Source organism: Aeromicrobium sp. (assembly GCF_032084975.1).
Taxonomy (GTDB): domain Bacteria; phylum Actinomycetota; class Actinomycetes; order Propionibacteriales; family Nocardioidaceae; genus Aeromicrobium.
On record NZ_DAMDLR010000057.1, the window covers coordinates 1 to 17,099 of the forward strand.

Below are 17,099 nucleotides of genomic sequence, written 5' to 3' on the forward strand. Positions count from 1 at the left end.
GGAGCGCGACGTGGATCTGCCCGTGGACGAGCGAGACCGCCGGGGTCTCCGCGGGATCGTCCACGCCGTCGATCGCTGCCCGCGCTGACTCGACGTCCCCTCGCGCGGCCAGCCACGACGCGAGTTCGATGCGCAGGCGCGCCGCCAGCCAGCGATCTGCCTCGGGCAGCTCGTCGAGTGCGGTCGAGGCGCTCGCGATGGCGGCGGACCGGTCGCCCTGCGCGGCTCGGAGCCGGGCCTTCACGAGTCCGAGCAGCGCGCGCGAGACTGGATCCTCGAGCACGGACACGGAGGACTCGGCCCCTCGCACGTGCTCGTCGGCCGCCCGGAGGTCGAAGTGCTCGACGGCGACCCAGGCCAGGGCGATCTCGGCAGCCGCAGACCGGTTCGCGAGTGCGATCCCGGCGTCACGAGCGGCCCGCACGGCGTGGGCCGCGGCGGAGGCGCCGTAGGCGAGGTCGCCCTCGACGCACGACAGGAGGGCGAGCAGTCCCAGGCACTCCACGGTCAACGCCGGTGAGGCACTCCCGTCGGCGGACACGGCGCCCGCTCGAAGACTGGCCCGGGCCTGCGTCCGGCCGCCCCGGCGCATCTCGGCGATCCCCGTCGTGGAGAGCACGAGGGAGAGGAGTCCCGAGTCGGGCCTGGCGTGCTGGCCCACCGCCTCGCTCGCCGAGGTCGCGAGCACCAGTGCCTCACCCGGGTCGGTCGCCTCGCGAGCACGCATCGCGAGCAACAGCGCATGCGGCTGTGCCAGGCCACCGTCGGCCTCGTGCCCGTCGTCCGCGCCACCCCATCGGGCCATCTCACGGTCGAAGCGCCCGCCGTCGCGTTCGGTCAGCGCGAGGGTCGCCCGCACCAGGACGGCTCCGGGGTCGTCCAGGCCGGGAGGCATCGACCGAAGGACCCGGACCAGCGGGTGCGTGCCGTCCGCCAGCAGCAGCTCCACCCACACCTCGTGCTCGGTCACGAGGCGGGCGACGTCCTGCCACGCGCCCACGGACGCGTAGTGGCGCGCCGCCGGTGCCAGCAGTCCCTCGGCGGCGTACCACCGCGCGGCGCGCTCCTGCAATCGCGTCCAGGTCGCGGGTGACCGGTAGCGCAGCTCAGCTCGCAGGAGGTCACGGAAGAACGGATGCAGGCGGTAGTGCGCCGCCCTGTCCGGGACGGTCTCGAGGAAGACGTTCACGTGGGCGAGTGACGCCAGGGCTCGGTCACTTCCTTCACCGGCGAGGGCCTGCGCCAGCCCGGGTTCGACGGTGTCGGCCACGCTGAGGGCCATCAGCAGGTCGAGGTCGGCGGCCGAGAGGTCGGCCAGCACCTCGCCCATGAGGTACTCCGCGATGCTGCCGCTCTCCCCCATGACCTGGCCGATGTCCGCGTCGGGGTCGTCGTGGTCGCTCAGGAGCCTCCCGGCGAACCGCATGCCGGTGACCCACCCGCGGGTGCGAGCGTTCAGCTCGTGGGCCGACTCCCGCGAGAGCCGCACGCCCATCCGATCCAGGAGCTGGACGGCCTCGTCGTCGCTGAGCGCGAGATCGGCCATCCGGACCTCCGCCATCGATCCGTCGAGCCGATACCGGTAGAGCGGCAGCACGGGGTCCGCCCGGGTGAGCAGCACGAGGCGCAGTCGTCGTCCGGAGTGCCGCAGCAGGAAGTCGAGGTCGGCGGCGACCGTCGCCGTGTTCACGTCGTAGCCGTCCAGGACCAGGCACACTGCCTCGGGTGCGGAGGCGATACGCAGCGCCAGCTCGCGGCGCGACCGGGAGTCCAGGCCGGCGTCGCCGGCCGGAGCCACCATGGCGGGGATCGTGATCCCCAGTCGCTCGAGGGCGCCCACGAAAGAGGGCCACAGCACGTCGCCCGGATCGAAGGTGAGCCACTCGAGTGGACCGGGCGACCGCGTCGATGCCCACTCGGCGACCAGGGACGTCTTCCCCGTGCCGGCAGGCGCGCTGACCAGGATCAGGCTCGCTGTCGCGTCGGCGTCCAGCTGGTCGAGCAGCCGGGAGCGCGAGACGAACTGCCGGGGTCGATCCGGCAGCCCGGGCCAACCGCCGAAGGCGCCGGCGAGCCAAGGATCGTCGTCGTGGGACGGATCGTTCGAAGGGCGTGTCACCATAGCGTCGGCCTCCCCTGCTGGCACGTTAGCGACGAGGACTCTCCGAGCAATCACACAGGTCGTGTGAAGGACGGCTTCGCCGGCGCCGATCGTGGTGCCACTACCGCCCCAGGAGCCCCAGCACGGTCGCCCGGTTGACCGCGTGGTCGCGGGTCGACACGCCGAGCTTGCGGTAGATCGAGGCGATCTCCGAGTTCACCGTGTTGCGTGAGACGAACAGCCGCTCGCCGATCTGCGCGATGGTCAGGTGGGTCGGGAGGTAGGGCAGCACACGCAGCTCCGCCGGTGTCAGCGGCGAGGCGATGGAGTCGTGTTCTGTCGCCGTGCCACCCTGGATCATCTCGACGAAGCCGTCGAGCTCGGCGCGCAGGACGCCCAGGTCCGGGCGCTCGAGGAAGATGTCGTGGACCTCGCGCAGCAACGCCCGCGCCCCAGCATGGTCCCCCGTCGCCCAGAGCAGCTTCGCCGCCCCCACCCGGCCCTTCACCGCGGGAAACGGCCGGGCGTAGGTGCTCACGAGACGCGCCGCCAGGGCGTCGGCGAGGGCCCGCGATGCCGCCTGCAGGTCGCCCCGGTGCAGGTGGGCGCGTGCGGACGCGGCGTGCGCGAGCAGCGTCGCCGGCCCCGGTCCCGGCAGGACCGCTGCGAGGGCCGCGAGCGACGACCGCACGTCCTCCGCGCCCGCGTCCCAGGCTCCACGGTCCATCGCCAACCAGGCAAGCGTCGCCCGGCTGCTCATGACCACATCGGGGCGGTGGTCCTGCTCGGCCGCACGGCAGGCCCGTCCGAGCCATTCCACCGCCTCGTCGGTCTCGCCGAGCATGAGGTGGGCCTCACCGCACAGCGCGAGCGCGGCGGCCCGCCGAGGACTCCAGCGATCGAGGGCAGTCACGGCGTGCCGAGCGTCCTCCAGGGCGAGTGCCGGGTCGACGGGGCACATTGCCGACCGCAGCATGGCCAGCTCGGGGGTCACTGCCTCCGCCCCGTCCGAGTGCACGCCGAGGTGGCCGAGCCAGCGCTCGGCGACCTCGGGACGCCCGGTCAGCACGGCGACCCAGCCCTGCACGTACGACAGTCCTGGGTGCTCGGCGATCCGGGCGTCCCCCAATCTCGCGAGCCAACGCTCGACCGTCGCCACCTGGCCTGCCTGCCACGCGATCGGTGCCTCCGAGGCGACGAGCTCGGCGGTGCGGCGGCGCTCGTCCGTCGCGAGGAGGTGCTCGATGGCCGGCTGCGGCGAACCGGCCGACACGTACCAGTCGGCGGCACGCCCGTGGAGCTCACGGACCACGGCGGTGTCCTCACGTTGCAGGTCGCCGAGCAGGAACTGCCGGAAGAGGCGATGGTGGCGGTACCAGTGCCGCCCCGGCCCGACCGGCATGACGAACAAAGTCGTGGACTCCAGCTCGCGGAGGCGGGCCGCGGAGTCGCGCCGGCCGAGCACGGCGTCGCACAGTTCCCCGCTCAAGCGATCGAGCACGGCCGACCACCGCAGGAAGTCCCGCGCCTCCTGCGACAGCGGCGCGAGCACCTCGGCCTCGAAGTAGTCCGCGACGACCCGGTCGTCACCCATCAGTGCCGACGGCGGTGCGCCCTCGCTCGACCTGAGTGCGGCCAGGCCGATCCCGACGGGCCAGCCCTCCGTCGCGTCGACGACGCGATCGGCCTCGTCCGGGGTGAGTGCGACGCCCCTGCGCGCGAACAGCGCGATCGCCTGACTGCGGTCGAACGCCAGCTCGTCGCGCGTCAGCTCCGTCGCGCCTCGACCCGCTCGCATCCGGGCGAGGTGCGGTTGTGAGTGACGGCTCGCCGTGACGATCTGCGACCCCGACGGGATCGCCGAGACCAGCATGCGCAGGACCTCGTGGCAGGACGACGAGCGCAGGACCTGCGTGTCGTCCACCAGGAGCACGAACGGTCGACGGCAGGACGTCATCGCGGCCGCGAGACGGTGCGCGGTCACCACCCAGGCGCCCGGCGCCGCAACCGCCCGCACGGTGTCGGGCGCGCGGACCGCATCGAAGAACGCGGTGCCCAGGGTCCTCAGCAACTGGTTGACGTCGTCGCAGGAGCGGTCGAGCGCGACCGTGGCCACCACGCGGTGGTCCGTCCGGGCCCACTGCGCCAGCAGCCCGGACTTGCCGTAACCCGCTGCGGCAGTCACGCCGACGACCCGGGCCGGGCCGGCCCGCGCGGCCTCGATGATCGTGGCGCGGCTGACCTCCACCCCGGACCCGGGCGGGTCACCAGTCATGCTCAGAGGGTAGCGATGGTCGGGCCCGCGGTGAAGACCGATTCGACGTGCAGTCCGCGCGAGTTGAGCAGCGCGACCAGGGCGCCGAGGTCGACGGCGGTCTCCAGGACGAGGGTGGTGTAGGTCCGGGTGCGGGCCGCGAGTTCGGGCCCGAGTGCGTTCCTCAGGACGGGGCCGAGCCCACCGTCGATCGTCAGCTCGAACTCGGGGGTGGGCGCAGCACCGGATGTCACGGTGGTTCCCGGTCGTCGTCGTCCGCATCGGCATCCGCGTCGGGAGTGACGATCCGCCGTACCTCGACGACCTCGAGGCCGTAGGTCCGCAGGCGGGCGAGGAACCCGTGCAGCTCGGACTGGTCACGGATGCTGGCCCGCACCGAGGTCCGCAGCTCGCGGGTGACGACCTGGATCTCGGTCAGCTCGAGCAGGACGTCCTCGGGGACGGTGCCGTCGATCCGCACCTCGAAGACCTGCTTGCGTGGGCCGTCCTTCGCCATGGGCCGAACCTCCTCCCCTGCTCCTCTGACTGCAGTGTGGTCGGTCGCGGCACTCGGCTCATCGTCACGACCAGATGAGTTCGGCTCCCCGGGCATGCCGCACGGGCCGGCGGTTCGTCCCCGCAGGATGAGGACCGTGCCCCCACCGTGCTCCTACCGTGATCGGGACGCACACTCCGCGCGTCGTCAGTCCAACGGAAGGCGGCATCGTCATGGACGAGGTCGAATGGGGACCGGTCGGCTACCTGGTCGTCGAGTATCCCGGCGCGAAGATGACCGGCGAGGGCCTACGTGAGCTGGTCGCCCTCACGGATCGGGGTCTCATCCGGATCCTGGACCTGGCCTTCGTGATGAAGGCGCAGGACGGGACCGTCAGCGCGCTGGCGATCGCCGATCTCGACGGTGACGGCGACCTGGACCTCGCCGTGTTCGAAGGAGCGTCCTCGGACCTGCTGGGTCAGGACGACCTCGACGAGGCGGGCCAGGCCCTCACGGCGGGCAGCGCGGCCGCGGTGCTGCTGTACGAGAACCGCTGGGCGGCACCGTTCGTGAGCGCCCTGCGACGCAGCGGCGCCGAGCTGGTCTCGGCGGGGTTCATCCCGCTGGACGACCTCGCCGAGGCGCTGGACACGGCCGAAGCGGCCGGCTGAGCTCTCGATCCCACCGAAACAGAACGGAGCAGGACCATGCCAGGACTTCTCAGGGGCGTCGCACGTACGGCTGCCATCGCCGGGACAGCGACCGCCGTCTCGAACCGGGTCTCACGCCGCCAGGCGCAACGGTGGTCCGCGGAGGCGCCCGCCTACGAGGCCGCTCCCCCGCCTCCGGCAGCGGCCCCAGCCGCCGCGGCCGACCCCATCGCACTGTTGAGCGACCTGGGCAGGCTCCACGAGGCCGGAACGCTGACGGACGAGGAGTTCGCCGCACAGAAGGCACGGATCCTCGCGCAGATGTGAGTCATGACCCGCCACCGGCCGGATCCTGTCCGGCGTGAGGCGTGGGCGCTCGTCCGGCTCGCCGTCGCGCGCGTCGCGGTCTCGGTCACGGCCCTGGTCGCGGCGTACTACCTGGTCCCGGCCCGCTCGTCCGGCTCCGACCTGCCATGGCTGCTGCTCTCGCTGGCGGTGTTCGCGTCGGTCGTGGCGATCCAGGTGCCGATGATCGCGCGGTCCGACTTCCCGGTCATCCGCGCCGTCGAGGCACTGACGCTCGCGATCCCGGTCTTCCTGCTGATCTTCGCCCGGGGGTACCTCTCGGCGTCGCTCGGCGACCCGGACGCCTTCAGTCAGCCGCTCGATCACACCGATGCGCTCTACTTCACGGTCTCGACGTTCGTCACCGTCGGGTTCGGCGACATCGTGGCCCACTCGGAGGCCATGCGCATCGCGGTGACCGCGCAGATGATCCTCGACCTGGTGATCCTGGGCGCCGTCGTGAGGATCTTCATGACGGCGGCGCGACGGGGCCTGTCGGCACGGGACGAGCGGCCCGATCCGGACTGACCGTCCGCCCGGCGCCCGCCAGCACCTGCAGCACGGCCAGCAGCAGGACGCCGAGCGCCAGCGACCACCACCACCGCTCGGGCGAGATCTCATTCCCCCACGCCAGCACGACGACCGCGACCCCGACCGCGACGACCCGCAGCCACGCGACGTTGTCGGTCACCCAGCGCCAACCCATTCCGAGTCGTTCGCCCAGCACGGCGCCGCCCGCGTGCTCCAGGCCGCCGCCGATCGCCGTGCGCACCGTGATCCCCGAGCGAGTCGTCCCGCAGAACCAGCCGGCGACCACGAGGGTCAGGCCGAGCAGCAGGACGACCTGGCGTCCCTGCTCGAGGTAGTTCAGCAGGGTCTCGTAGAACACGGTGCTCGCCGGGCCGAACGAGGTCTCGGAGAGCGCCTCGGCGAACAGCTGGCGACCGACGGCGAGCGCGATGGCCAGCACGAGGGCGTTCACCGCGATGGCGATGCCGACGGCGACGGTCATGCGCGGCTTGCGCCGGGCGAGGACGATCGCCCCGAGGTAGAGGGCGCCGACGACGGGCAGCGCCCACCGTGCCACGGGGTCACTGAAGGTGTAGATCGTGCGCAGCTGCTGCACGCGCGGCGCCTCCATCAGGACGATCTGCCGATCGCTCTGGGGAATGGGTGCGTTCTCGACGAAGGTCATGCCGCGATCGACGAGGCGTGCCTTGACCTGGTCCACCACCTCGGAGACGTCGAGGACGACGTCGTCGCCCTGCAGCGACACCGCTCCCCCGTCGCGGCCCTCGAGGATCCGCTGGAACGCCTGCTGTGCCCGCACGTTCAGTCGCATCCAGATGTCCTCGAAGGCGTCGGAGGCCAAGAAGGCACGGACCTGGCGCTCGATCGCCCCGTTGATCGCGGCGGACAGCGGGGCGGCGAGCAGCTCCAGCCGCGGCGCCTCGTCCGCCAGGCCCGCGAACGCCTGCTCGAGCAGGGTCTCGATGTCGACCTGGTCGGAGATGGCGGCCGTCACGCGGGTCGCGAGCACCTCCTGCACCTCGGGCGACTGGACTAGCGGACCGACCGTCTCGACATAGCGCTCCGCGTCGTTGAGCGTGCGCTGCCCCCAGTACGCGATGGCCGCCGGCGTGGTGAGCACCGCGGCGAGCACGAGGCACAGCACGGCGGCGACCGAGCGGCCGCGGGAGGGGGCTCCGGGTCCGGCGGTGGCGTGGGGTTCCTGCACGGTGTCGTGGGTCATCGGGATCTTCCTTCCGCTGCGGCGATTCTCGTGGCGCCCGTGGCGGCGGTCATCATGCCTGCGGGGTGAGACCGCGCCGGCCGCGCAACCAGGCGCCGGCGCGGCCACGGTCGCTCACGACGACCTGGCCGATCACCGCCGTGCCGATGAACACGAAGGCCACGGTGTACAGCCACGCGAGGTAGGTGAACGCCATCCCGATGGGGCCGTACCGCGCCGCGCTGGCATCCAGCGCCCACGGCAGCCACACGTCGGCGGCGGGCCGGATCACCATCATCAGCAGGGCGAAGGCCACGGCACCGGGGACCAACCACCGCCCGGCGATCCGGCCGGCCAGCAGCACCCACGGGACGAAGGTCGCGACGGCCACGTCCGTGGCGAGCGAGAGCGCCGCGGGCCACAGGAACCGCGGCGGCAGCACGCCGGTGCGCTGGGTCAGACCCTGCATGACGACCACGGCCAGCACGAGCACCACGACCACCGCGAACCACCGCCATGAGGACCGCACGCTCATCCTGGGACGATCGACCAGCCAGACCACGGCGAACGCCCGGGTCAGGGCGCGGGACAGGCTGGTGGCCGAGACCAGGACGAGCAGCACACCGACCGCACCGAACCCCGTGGAGCTCGACCCCCGTACCGCCTCGTCGATCAGCTCCGCGGAGTCACCCGTCGCGCCGACCACGTCCGCGAGCTGGTCCGAGCCCGCCCCGACGAACGTCACCGCCACGATCAGCAGCGGCAGGATCGAGGTGAAGAACTGGGCGGCGATCGTCATCGACCGGTCGAAGATCTCCACGCGCATGCATGCCCCCGCGACCCGCAGGAGGGTGCGCCCGATCCATCGGGACAGGAACCACTCCACCGGGCGCTTGGCCCACGGTGGCAAGTGCTCGACGACCGCGGCGACACGACGCTCCAGCACGCCGGCCAGCGGCGGTCCGTCGGGGTCCACGTACGCGCTCATGCGGTCGCCGTCAGCCCGAAGCCTCTGGCCGGCCCGAGATCAGCGGCAGCGCCCAGGACAGCCGCGGATCGGCCTCGACCAGCAGCGCCTTGAGCAGCAGGCTCAGCGGCACCGCCAGCAGCGCACCGACCGGGCCCAGGAGCCACGCCCAGAAGACGAGCGACAGGAAGGTCAGTGTCGGGGACAGGCCCACGCTCTCCCCCACGACCCGTGGCTGGATGATCGACTGGATCACGAAGTTGATGACGCAGTAGATGGCGATCACCGCGATCATGAGGCGGGGACCGTCCTCCAGCAGGGCGATGACGGCGGGCGGGACCAGGCCGATCACGAAGCCGATGTTCGGGATGAAGTTGGTGACGAACGCGAGGACGGCCCACACGAACGCGCCGGGGACGCCGATGAGGTAGAGCGCCGCGCCGTCGATCACGGCCACGATCAACCCGAAGGTCGCGGCGACCGCCATGTACGTGCGCGTGCCGTTCGCGAAGTGTCCGAGGGCGGCGACGAGGCCGCCGAAGCGCGACCCGAGCACCCGGAGGTTGTCCCGAGCGCCGTTGGTGTCGAACGCCATGAACAACAGCACGGTGAGCAGGAAGAACACATCGGTCAGCGCCCCGAGCGTGCCCACCAGGAGCGACCCGACGAGGTCCACGAGCCGCGAGGGGTCGACCGCCGAGACGACCTTGTCGATCTGCTCCTGGTCGACGCCGAACCGCTCCAGGTTCGACACGACGTCGTCGATCGTCGCGGTGATGTCGGCCGTGTACTGCGGCAGCAACGCCGCCAGCTGCGCGACCGAGACGATCAGCGCGACGGTCATCAGCACGATGATGAGGTAGGCCGACAGGAGCATGACGAGCGAGACCGCCCACTCGGGCAGCCGGGTCCGTTCCAGCCTGCGGCGGATCGGGTGCACGGTGACGGTGAGCACGAGCCCGAGGAAGACCGGTCCGATCAGGTCCGAGACGGCGTGCACGCCGCCGAGCACGATCGTGAGCGCTGCCGCGCCCACGACGAAGGTCAGGACCCCCGCGGCGGTCCTGCCCGGCACCCGCGCATCCGGGTCATGGTCGATGCTCATGGGGCCTCCCGGCGTCTGGGAACGTGCCGTCGCTCAGAGCAGCCCGCGCGATGAGTCGTCCCGCACGGGGAAGTCGGATCCGCGGCCCACGAGCGCCGCGATGATGCACACGTCCAGGGCGATCACGAGCAGCGCCCACACCGGGTAGTACGGGATGAACGCGAAGTTCAGCAACATGCTCACCGCGGCCAGGGCGATCCCGACCCCACGGGCCCACGCCTTCCCGGAGAAGATGGCGAAGCCGGCGATCACGACGATCACGCCGGCGACCAAGTGGATCCAGCCCCACGTCGACGCGTCGACCTCGAGGACGTAGTTGGACGCCCTGATGTAGAAGTCGTCCTCCACGATGGCGACGAAGCCCATGAACGCGTGGAACACGCCGACGAGGATCATCATCACGGCGGCGAACGCGATGAAGCCGAAGGCGGCACCCTGGGAGCTGCTCGAGGTCGTGCGTGCTGTGGTCATGTGCCTGCGTCCTTCGTCACGTCGTTGGCGGCCTTCCGGCCGGGCCCGTCGGGTCCCTCCTGACATGCAAGCGCTGATCACCCGGCCAGCGGATCATCCGTGAGGGGTGAGGCAGGCGGTCCTGCGCGCGTCCAAGACTGGGGACGGCCTCCACCAGAAAGGCATCATCATGACTCGCATCGCAGACCCCGCGGGGACCACCACAGCGTCCTCCCAGTACCCAGCCGTCCAGCCCTCGTCCGTCTCGGGCTGGGCCGGGTGGGTGTACTTCGCCGCCTTCATGATGCTGTTGGTCGGCATCCTGCACGCGATCACGGGCTTCGTCGCCCTCTTCAAGGACGAGTACTTCGTGGTCGGCAGCAGTGGCCTCGTGGTCACCGCCGACTACACCGCCTGGGGCTGGGCGCACATCCTGGGCGGCGTGCTCGTCGCCCTGGCCGGCGCCGCGCTGCTCACCGGTGCCACGTGGGCCCGGATCCTGGCCGTCCTGCTCGCCATGGTGAGCGTGCTGGTGAACTTCGCGTTCATGGCGGCCTACCCGCTGTGGTCGATCGTGTTGATCACGATCGACTTCCTGGTGATCTGGGCCGTGATCGTGCACGGCGACGAGCTGCGCGACGCCTGACCGTCACTCAGCGCCGAAGACCTCGCGCAGCGCGCTCTCCTGTTCGGAGCTGAGGTTCGTGAACACCAGCTCCGACGGGCCGGCGTCGCTGAACGCGTCCTTGACCTTGTCCAGGACGGTGTCCGAGGTCATCACGAACAGCGCCGAGGTACCGGGGGTGACCTCCTCGCGGATCCGGTTGATGAAGCCGTCGTCGATGCCGACGTCGGCCAGGGAGCCCGAGAGGGCACCGGTCGCCGCGCCGATCGCCGCACCCAGGAGCGGGACGAAGAAGATCAGCCCGAACAGCATGCCCCAGAAGGTGCCGCCGAGTGCTCCCGCACCGGTGGTCGAATGGAGCTGGTTCGTCTTGGGCTTCTTCGCCCCTTCGTGCCACGAGACGGTCGCGGCGTCGTGCAGGGAGATGACGTTCTCGCGGCTGAGCCGCTGGAGCGTCTCGGAAGCGCGGTCGGCTCCTTCGGGTGTCGTGAACTTCCAGACGGTGAGTGTCGCTTGGGCCATGATCTGGTCTCCTCGTGGTGATGGTGATGTCCCCCGAGTCCACCGCTCCGCGAGTCGCGACGCTTCACCCATCGAGGATGAGGCGTGGGCCGCGCACCGCGGCGATGCTCGGGCGAACGGTGCCGAGAGCCGCGACCCCGTCGCGGCGACGGGAGGACGTTCATGACCACGGACCAGCGCACGACCGCCGACCTGCTGCCGCCCGACCTCGACCCCGTCGGCGCTGAGACGAGCCAGGTCGCACGGGCCCTGGGCGTCGTCCCGGCGACCGGCCTGACGGAGCAGGAGGCGGCGGCCCGGCTGGGCCGGGTCGGTCCGAACCGGCTGGACGAGGGCAGCACGGAATCGGGACTGCGCGCCTTCCTGCGCCAGTACCAGGACTTCATGCAGGTGATCCTGCTCGGCGCGGCGCTCATCAACCAGGTCGTCACCGGTGAGACGGGCACCACGGCGGTGCTCGCGGGACTGACCGTCTTCAACGCCGTGATCGGCCTGCGCCAGGAGGCCAAGGCCGAGGCGAGCGTCAAGGCGCTGTCGCAGATGATGAAGACGATCGCCCGTGTGCGCCGCGACGACCGCGCCGTCGAGGTCGACGCCGAGCAGCTGGTGCCGGGCGACATCGTGCTGGTCGAGGCCGGCGACCGGATCCCGGCGGACGGCCGGGTGTGCCTCGCCGCGACGCTCGAGATCGAGGAGGCCGCCCTCACGGGCGAGAGCCTGCCGGTGGGCAAGTCGGACCGGCCCGTCCTCGGATCCGACGTGCCCCTGGGCGACCGGACCTGCATGGTCTTCATGAACACCGCGGTCACCCGCGGACGTGGCGAGTTCATCGTCACCTCGACGGGGATGGCCACCGAGATCGGCCACATCGCGAACCTGCTGGCGGGGACCACGGTCGGCAAGACTCCCCTGCAGAAGCAGCTGGACTCGCTGTCGAAGATCATCGCCGCGATCGCCGGCGTGGCCCTGGTGCTCGTCCTGCTGCTGGGCCTGGCGCGAGGGCAGTCCTTCGACACGCTGTTCGTCACCGGCGTCGCCCTGGCGGTGGCCGCGATCCCGACCGGGCTGCCGGCCGTGGTGACGGCGCTGCTCTCGATGGGCACCCGCGAGATCGCGCGCCGCCACGCCATCGTCAAGCGGCTCCCGGCCGTCGAGACGCTGGGTTCGACGTCGGCCATCTGCTCGGACAAGACCGGCACGCTGACCCTCAACAAGATGACCGCGCGCGAGCTGGTCATCCCCGGCCAGCACCCGTACTCGATCTCCGGCGAGGGCTACGCGATCGCGGGCGAGATCAATCGCGTGGGTGGCAGTGCCGTGGACCTGGACCCCTACCTGCTGCCGATGGTGCTGTGCGCCGACGCCGTGCTCGACGGGGAGAGCCTCATCGGCGATCCCACCGAGGGAGCGCTGATCGTCCTGGGCGCGAAGGGCGGACTCGGCATCACCGAGACACGGGCGGCCCACCCACGGATCGCGGAGGTCCCGTTCGACTCCGAGTACAAGTTCATGGCGACCTTCCACCACATGACCGCCGACGACGGGTCCGCGGTCGTGCGCTGCTACGTCAAGGGCGCTCCGGACGTGCTGATCGACCGCGCCGCCACCTTCCGGCGACCGGACGGCACCCTCATCCCGATCAGCGAGGACAACCGCCATCTCGCGCTCGAGGCGAACGACCGGATCGCCGCGGCGGGCGAGCGCGTGATGGTCGTCGCGCAACGCGACCTCGATCCCGCCGTGGTGCGTGCCGGGGGCGACCTCATCGAGCACGTCCACGACCTGACCCTGCTCGCCATGGTCGGCATCGTCGACCCTCCGCGCGCCGAGGCCAGGGCCGCGATCGCCGAGTGCCGCGACGCCGGGATCCGCGTGCGGATGATCACCGGCGACCACGCCTCCACCGCCGCCGCGATCGCGAGGGAGCTGGGGATCGAGGGGCAGGCCGTGACCGGCAGCGAGTTCGCCGCCATGACGGACGAGGTGCTCCTGGGCCGGCTCGACGACATCGGCGTTGTCGCGCGGGTGGCGCCGGAGGACAAGGTCCGGCTCGTGAAGATGCTCCAGCAGAAGGGCGAGGTCGTCGCCATGACGGGCGACGGGGTGAACGACGCGCCCGCGCTGAAGACGGCCGACATCGGCGTGGCGATGGGCATCACCGGGACGGAGGTCTCGAAGGAGGCCGCCGTCATGATCCTCACCGACGACAACTTCGCCACGATCGTCGAGGCGGTCTCGTACGGACGCACCCTGTACGACAACCTGCTCAAGTACCTGCGGTTCCAGATGTCGACGCTGGTCGCCTACATCGCCGTGTTCCTCGCCGCCGGGGTCCTCGGCATCGCCGACGGCGCTCCCCTGAACCCGCTGCAGATCCTGTGGCTGAACATGGTCGTGGACATCCCGCTGGCGATCGCGCTGGGATTCGACCAGCCGGCCCGCGGACTGATGGCTCGTGCGCCTCGACCGGTCGGGGCTCCCGTGCTGTCCCGGGCGAACTGGATCCGCCTGTGCATCCAGGGAGCCGTGATGACGGCCGGCTCCCTCGCCGCCTACCAGATCGGCGCCGACTGGGAGGACGCCGTGCTGGGCGCCACGATGCTGCTGACGACGCTCTCGCTGTTCCACCTGGCCGGCGCGCTGCTGAGCCGCGACCAGGAGAACACGATCTTCGACCGCGACGCCATCCCCGCCGTCACCCAGCTGCGCCGGTACGGGATCGCACTGGTCGCAATCGTCCTGATCACGTCGCTGGACTTCCTCCAGCGGATCTTCGGCACGACCGCGATGAGCTTCGAGCAGTGGTGCACGTGCATCGGGCTGGCAGCGACACTCGTGGTCGTCGAGGAGATCGTGAAGGTCGTCCTGCGTCGCCGCCGCCCCGCGCACGCGTGAGTCAGTGCAGGAGCGTGTTGAGCGCCACCATGAACAGGCCCAGCAGTGCCGCGAACGCCGTCTCGCCCGCGGCACGCCAGCCGGAGACCCCGGCCTGGTGCGCGGCGAGGTAGCCGTAGGCCGCCATCAGCACCACCGTGACCCACAGGCCGGCCAGCATGGCCGCGCCGACCTCCGCCCCGGCCGCGAGCACCGCCGCGCAGACCACGAGGGGAGGAAGCCCGCCCCAGAAGACCGGCGCCTCGTGGCGGGTGCTGGCGACCAGGCGGGCCGCCAGGTGCTGGTGGTCGCCGGCCATGCCCCGTCCCAGCGCGTGGGTGTACGCGTGCGACAGCCAGTAGATCGTCAGGACCCCACCGGCACCCAGCAGGCTCACCTCGGCGGCCGTCTGGTCGCTCATCAGTGCCAGGGTCGCGCCCATGACGAGCGCGCCGTGGATCATGCCCGCGGGGTGCAGGTCGGCGAGGCGCCGCGCGAGTCGCATCCGCTGGCCATGGCGGGCCCGGTCATGGGTCATCGCGCACTCCTCCCGGTCGGCGGCGAGCCTGCGTTCATCGTCGGGACCACCCGGGCGAGCCGCCTCATCCTCGCGGGATGAGGCGACACCCCGATCCGGTGGGACACGCTGCCGAGGAGACCGAGGCGTTCCGGAGGTGGATGCGATGTGTCGTTGGCTCGCGTACTCGGGCAGTCCCATCCTGCTGGAGGAGCTGCTCTACAAGCCCGTGCACTCACTGATCGACCAGAGCCAGCACTCGCGGATGGGCGTCGAGACGACCAACGGCGACGGCTTCGGCATCGGCTGGTACGGCGTCGACGACTCCGTCGCCCTCCCGGACACGCGCAGGAGCGACGTGCCCGTCCTGTTTCGAGGTGTCGGCCCCGCCTGGGGCGACCTGAACCTGCGCGAGCTGGCGCGATCGACGTCCTCGGGGATGTTCCTCGCCCACATCCGCGCGAGCACCGGCACTCCCGTGCAGCAGACGAACTGCCATCCGTTCCGGTACGACCGGTGGCTGTGGGTCCACAACGGCGCCATCGCCGAGTTCGGCACGCTCAAGCGCGACCTCGTGCTCGCCGTCGACCCTGCCCTGTACCCAGCGATGGCCGGGTCGACGGACTCCGAGGTGATGTTCTTCCTGGCACTGACCTTCGGCCTGCGCGACGATCCCGTCGCGGCCGTGGAGCGGATGGTCGGATTCGTCGAGGCCGTCGCGCGGAGGCACGGGGTGGCTGACCCGATGCAGATGACCGTGGCCAGCACGGACGGTGAGCGGCTCTGGGGGTTCCGCTACTCCACGGTGGGCCAGAGCCGCACCCTCTACGTCAGCACGGCCCTGACCGCCCTGCGTGAGCTCTACCCCGACAACCCGGTCTTCGCGGGCCTGGACGACGAGACCCGGATCGTCGTGTCCGAGCCGCTCGGCGACCTCGTCGGGGCCTGGAACCCGATCCCGGAGTCGAGCTACGGCGTCGTGGAGGCGGGCGACGACACCCTGGGCGCCTTCACGCCGCGAGAGCCGTGAGGACGCTGGCATGAGCCGCGCAGCACCCCAGACGAGTCGCGCCGGCGGCGTGCTCGCCGCCACGTGCATCTCGACGCTCGTGGTGAACGCGAACACCTCGGCGGTGAGCATCCTGCTGCCCGCCATCTCCGAGGACACCGGCACGTCGGTCACCACGCTCCAGTGGGCCGTCACCGGCTACTCGCTCGTCGGTGCCGCCGTGATCGTCACCTCCGGCTCGCTCGGCGACGTCTTCGGGCGCAAGCGCGTCTTCCAGCTCGGGCTGCTGCTGTTCGTTGTCTCGTGCGTCATGATCGCCCTGGCCCAGTCCGGGGGGATGGTCATCGCCGGCCGGCTCATCCAGGGTGCGGCGGGCGCGACGATCCTCGCGTGCGGGCTGAGCCTGCTCTCGGTGGCCAACGACGGCGAGGAGCAACTGCGTGCGGTGTCCCTGTGGGGCGCGGCGGCCGCCGTCGGAGCCGCCGCCGGGCCGCTGCTCGGCGGCGTGCTCGTCGACCTCAGCGGATGGCAGGGACTGTTCTGGATCGACGCCGTCGTCGCCGTCCTGTGCATGGTCCTGACGTTCATGACGGTGACGGAGTCGCGCGATCCGGACCGGCCACGATCGATCGACTACGCCGGCACGATCCTGATCGCCGCGACCCTGACACCGCTCATCCTCGCGGTGACCGAGAGCGGCGACTGGGGCTGGCTCTCGCTGGCCACGATCGGCTGCTTCGCCGTCTCGGTGGCCGCGGGCTACGCGTTCGTGGTGGTCGAGGGCCGGGTCGCCGTCCCCCTGCTCGACCTCGCGCTCCTGCGCAATCGCGTGCTCGTCGGCTCGACCATCGCGATCCTCATCGGCGCCGGCACGATCAACGGGCTCATGTACCTGCTGAGCCTGTACTTCCAGGACCCGTCGACGCTGGACTTCAGCCCGCTCGAGGCCGGTCTGGCGACGCTGCCCGCCACGATCGGACTGGTGGTGGTCGCTCCCCTCGTGCCGAAGCTGGCGGCGAGGTTCGGCGGCCGGCAGACGATCGCCGTGGGGTTCGCCCTCACGACGGCCGGCTTCGTCGCCGTGGGCTTCGTGGACTCCTCGTGGAAGTACGTGGCGTTCCTGCTGCCGCTGGTGGCGATCGCGGTGGGCATGGGCTTGTCGAACGGACCCGCCTCCTCGGCCGCGACGGCGGCGGTGCCCGAGAGCCAGGTCGGCGGCGCGTCCGGCGTCTCCAACATGGCACGCTACGTCGGTGCGGCGGTCGCCACCGCCCTCGCCGCCACCGTCTACGGCACCGTGATCGGCAACCGCGCCGCCGACGGCGCCTCGCAGGCCGATGCGCTGGCAGCCGGGCTCGCCGGCGCATCGTGGCTGATGGCCGTGTTCAGCTTCCTCGGCGTCCTGATGGCCGTGGTGATGAAGCGGCACCGTCCCGCGAGGGGCACGTTGGA

General features: G+C 71.2%; 17 protein-coding genes. 7 read left to right on the forward strand and 10 right to left on the reverse strand.

Features of this window, described 5'->3' with window-relative positions:
* From RT323_RS12540 to RT323_RS12555, 4 genes are all read right to left on the reverse strand, one after another.
* The coding region (locus RT323_RS12540; protein WP_313408942.1) for a hypothetical protein at positions 1–2,122 on the reverse strand (2,122 nt) is incomplete at its 3' end.
* 100 nt (positions 2,123–2,222) lie between these two features.
* Complete coding sequence (locus tag RT323_RS12545; RefSeq protein WP_313408945.1) at positions 2,223–4,376, reverse strand: LuxR C-terminal-related transcriptional regulator; 2,154 nt, start codon at positions 4,374–4,376, stop codon at positions 2,223–2,225.
* Positions 4,377–4,378: 2 nt separating this feature from the next.
* The gene (locus RT323_RS12550) at positions 4,379–4,609 is read right to left on the reverse strand and encodes a hypothetical protein (protein ID WP_313408948.1); all 231 of its coding nucleotides are present in this window, start codon (positions 4,607–4,609) and stop codon (positions 4,379–4,381) included.
* Entirely contained in the window at positions 4,606–4,872 is a 267-nt protein-coding gene (locus RT323_RS12555) for a hypothetical protein (protein WP_313408951.1), read from the reverse strand. Before RT323_RS12555 ends, RT323_RS12550 begins: the two co-directional genes overlap by 4 nt.
* Positions 4,873–5,084: 212 nt before the next feature.
* On the opposite strand from RT323_RS12555, the gene RT323_RS12560 reads away from it, so the two are divergent.
* The 3 genes from RT323_RS12560 to RT323_RS12570 are packed head-to-tail and all read left to right on the forward strand — an operon-like array spanning position 5,085 to position 6,374.
* Positions 5,085–5,522, forward strand: a complete 438-nt coding sequence (locus RT323_RS12560; RefSeq protein WP_313408952.1) for a DUF6325 family protein — start codon at positions 5,085–5,087, stop codon at positions 5,520–5,522.
* Between the two features lie 36 nt (positions 5,523–5,558).
* Positions 5,559–5,828, forward strand: a complete 270-nt coding sequence (locus RT323_RS12565; protein ID WP_313408953.1) for an SHOCT domain-containing protein — start codon at positions 5,559–5,561, stop codon at positions 5,826–5,828.
* Between the two features lie 3 nt (positions 5,829–5,831).
* A complete protein-coding gene (locus tag RT323_RS12570; protein ID WP_313408956.1) occupies positions 5,832–6,374 on the forward strand; it encodes a potassium channel family protein in 543 nt (180 codons plus the stop codon).
* Here the strand turns inward: RT323_RS12570 and RT323_RS12575 are convergent.
* Genes RT323_RS12575 through RT323_RS12590 form a run of 4 tightly spaced genes read right to left on the reverse strand, consistent with a single transcriptional unit; the run spans position 6,316 to position 10,121 of the window.
* Positions 6,316–7,599 carry a hypothetical protein gene (locus tag RT323_RS12575; protein ID WP_313408959.1) on the reverse strand — a complete coding sequence of 428 codons (1,284 nt, stop codon included), beginning with the start codon at positions 7,597–7,599 and terminating at the stop codon, positions 6,316–6,318. The two genes, RT323_RS12570 and RT323_RS12575, sit on opposite strands and share 59 nt — an antisense overlap.
* A 52-nt stretch (positions 7,600–7,651) precedes the next feature.
* Positions 7,652–8,566, reverse strand: coding sequence for a YhjD/YihY/BrkB family envelope integrity protein (locus tag RT323_RS12580; protein ID WP_313408962.1), 915 nt, complete (start codon positions 8,564–8,566; stop codon positions 7,652–7,654).
* A gap of 10 nt (positions 8,567–8,576) precedes the next feature.
* Positions 8,577–9,650 (reverse strand): AI-2E family transporter, encoded by a 1,074-nt coding sequence (locus tag RT323_RS12585; RefSeq protein WP_313408965.1) that lies wholly within the window; start codon positions 9,648–9,650, stop codon positions 8,577–8,579.
* 33 nt (positions 9,651–9,683) lie between these two features.
* Entirely contained in the window at positions 9,684–10,121 is a 438-nt protein-coding gene (locus RT323_RS12590; RefSeq protein ID WP_313408968.1) for a hypothetical protein, read from the reverse strand.
* A gap of 169 nt (positions 10,122–10,290) precedes the next feature.
* Here RT323_RS12590 and RT323_RS12595 point away from each other — a divergent pair, with 169 nt between their 5' ends.
* On the forward strand, positions 10,291–10,746 hold the full coding sequence (locus tag RT323_RS12595) for a hypothetical protein (protein WP_313408971.1): 456 nt from the start codon (positions 10,291–10,293) through the stop codon (positions 10,744–10,746).
* Positions 10,747–10,749: 3 nt separating this feature from the next.
* On the opposite strand, the gene RT323_RS12600 is transcribed toward RT323_RS12595, so the two are convergent.
* Positions 10,750–11,247: a DUF1269 domain-containing protein gene (locus RT323_RS12600; protein ID WP_313408973.1), complete on the reverse strand. Its 498-nt coding sequence runs from the start codon at positions 11,245–11,247 to the stop codon at positions 10,750–10,752.
* A 162-nt stretch (positions 11,248–11,409) separates the two neighbouring features.
* On the opposite strand from RT323_RS12600, the gene RT323_RS12605 reads away from it, so the two are divergent.
* The gene (locus RT323_RS12605) at positions 11,410–14,142 is read left to right on the forward strand and encodes a cation-translocating P-type ATPase (RefSeq protein ID WP_313408975.1); all 2,733 of its coding nucleotides are present in this window, start codon (positions 11,410–11,412) and stop codon (positions 14,140–14,142) included.
* 1 nt (position 14,143) lies between these two features.
* On the opposite strand, the gene RT323_RS12610 is transcribed toward RT323_RS12605, so the two are convergent.
* The gene (locus tag RT323_RS12610) at positions 14,144–14,659 is read right to left on the reverse strand and encodes a hypothetical protein (RefSeq protein ID WP_313408977.1); all 516 of its coding nucleotides are present in this window, start codon (positions 14,657–14,659) and stop codon (positions 14,144–14,146) included.
* A 145-nt stretch (positions 14,660–14,804) separates the two neighbouring features.
* On the opposite strand from RT323_RS12610, the gene RT323_RS12615 reads away from it, so the two are divergent.
* Together RT323_RS12615 and RT323_RS12620 are read left to right on the forward strand one after the other, a co-directional pair.
* Complete coding sequence (locus tag RT323_RS12615; RefSeq protein WP_313408979.1) at positions 14,805–15,668, forward strand: class II glutamine amidotransferase; 864 nt, start codon at positions 14,805–14,807, stop codon at positions 15,666–15,668.
* Between the two features lie 10 nt (positions 15,669–15,678).
* On the forward strand, positions 15,679–17,099 hold a 1,421-nt coding region (locus tag RT323_RS12620), incomplete at its 3' end, for an MFS transporter (RefSeq protein ID WP_313408981.1).

Excerpts from the sequence above, each read along its gene's own strand:
- RT323_RS12545 (WP_313408945.1), bottom strand. The coding sequence starts at position 4,376 with ATGACTGGTGACCCGCCCGGGTCCGGGGTGGAGGTCAGCCGCGCCACG.
- RT323_RS12555 (WP_313408951.1), bottom strand. The coding sequence starts at position 4,872 with ATGGCGAAGGACGGCCCACGCAAGCAGGTCTTCGAGGTGCGGATCGAC.
- RT323_RS12560 (WP_313408952.1), top strand. The coding sequence starts at position 5,085 with ATGGACGAGGTCGAATGGGGACCGGTCGGCTACCTGGTCGTCGAGTAT.
- RT323_RS12565 (WP_313408953.1), top strand. The coding sequence starts at position 5,559 with ATGCCAGGACTTCTCAGGGGCGTCGCACGTACGGCTGCCATCGCCGGG.
- RT323_RS12570 (WP_313408956.1), top strand. The coding sequence starts at position 5,832 with ATGACCCGCCACCGGCCGGATCCTGTCCGGCGTGAGGCGTGGGCGCTC.
- RT323_RS12575 (WP_313408959.1), bottom strand. The coding sequence starts at position 7,599 with ATGACCCACGACACCGTGCAGGAACCCCACGCCACCGCCGGACCCGGA.
- RT323_RS12580 (WP_313408962.1), bottom strand. The coding sequence starts at position 8,566 with ATGAGCGCGTACGTGGACCCCGACGGACCGCCGCTGGCCGGCGTGCTG.
- RT323_RS12585 (WP_313408965.1), bottom strand. The coding sequence starts at position 9,650 with ATGAGCATCGACCATGACCCGGATGCGCGGGTGCCGGGCAGGACCGCC.
- RT323_RS12590 (WP_313408968.1), bottom strand. The coding sequence starts at position 10,121 with ATGACCACAGCACGCACGACCTCGAGCAGCTCCCAGGGTGCCGCCTTC.
- RT323_RS12595 (WP_313408971.1), top strand. The coding sequence starts at position 10,291 with ATGACTCGCATCGCAGACCCCGCGGGGACCACCACAGCGTCCTCCCAG.
- RT323_RS12600 (WP_313408973.1), bottom strand. The coding sequence starts at position 11,247 with ATGGCCCAAGCGACACTCACCGTCTGGAAGTTCACGACACCCGAAGGA.
- RT323_RS12605 (WP_313408975.1), top strand. The coding sequence starts at position 11,410 with ATGACCACGGACCAGCGCACGACCGCCGACCTGCTGCCGCCCGACCTC.
- RT323_RS12610 (WP_313408977.1), bottom strand. The coding sequence starts at position 14,659 with ATGACCCATGACCGGGCCCGCCATGGCCAGCGGATGCGACTCGCGCGG.
- RT323_RS12615 (WP_313408979.1), top strand. The coding sequence starts at position 14,805 with ATGTGTCGTTGGCTCGCGTACTCGGGCAGTCCCATCCTGCTGGAGGAG.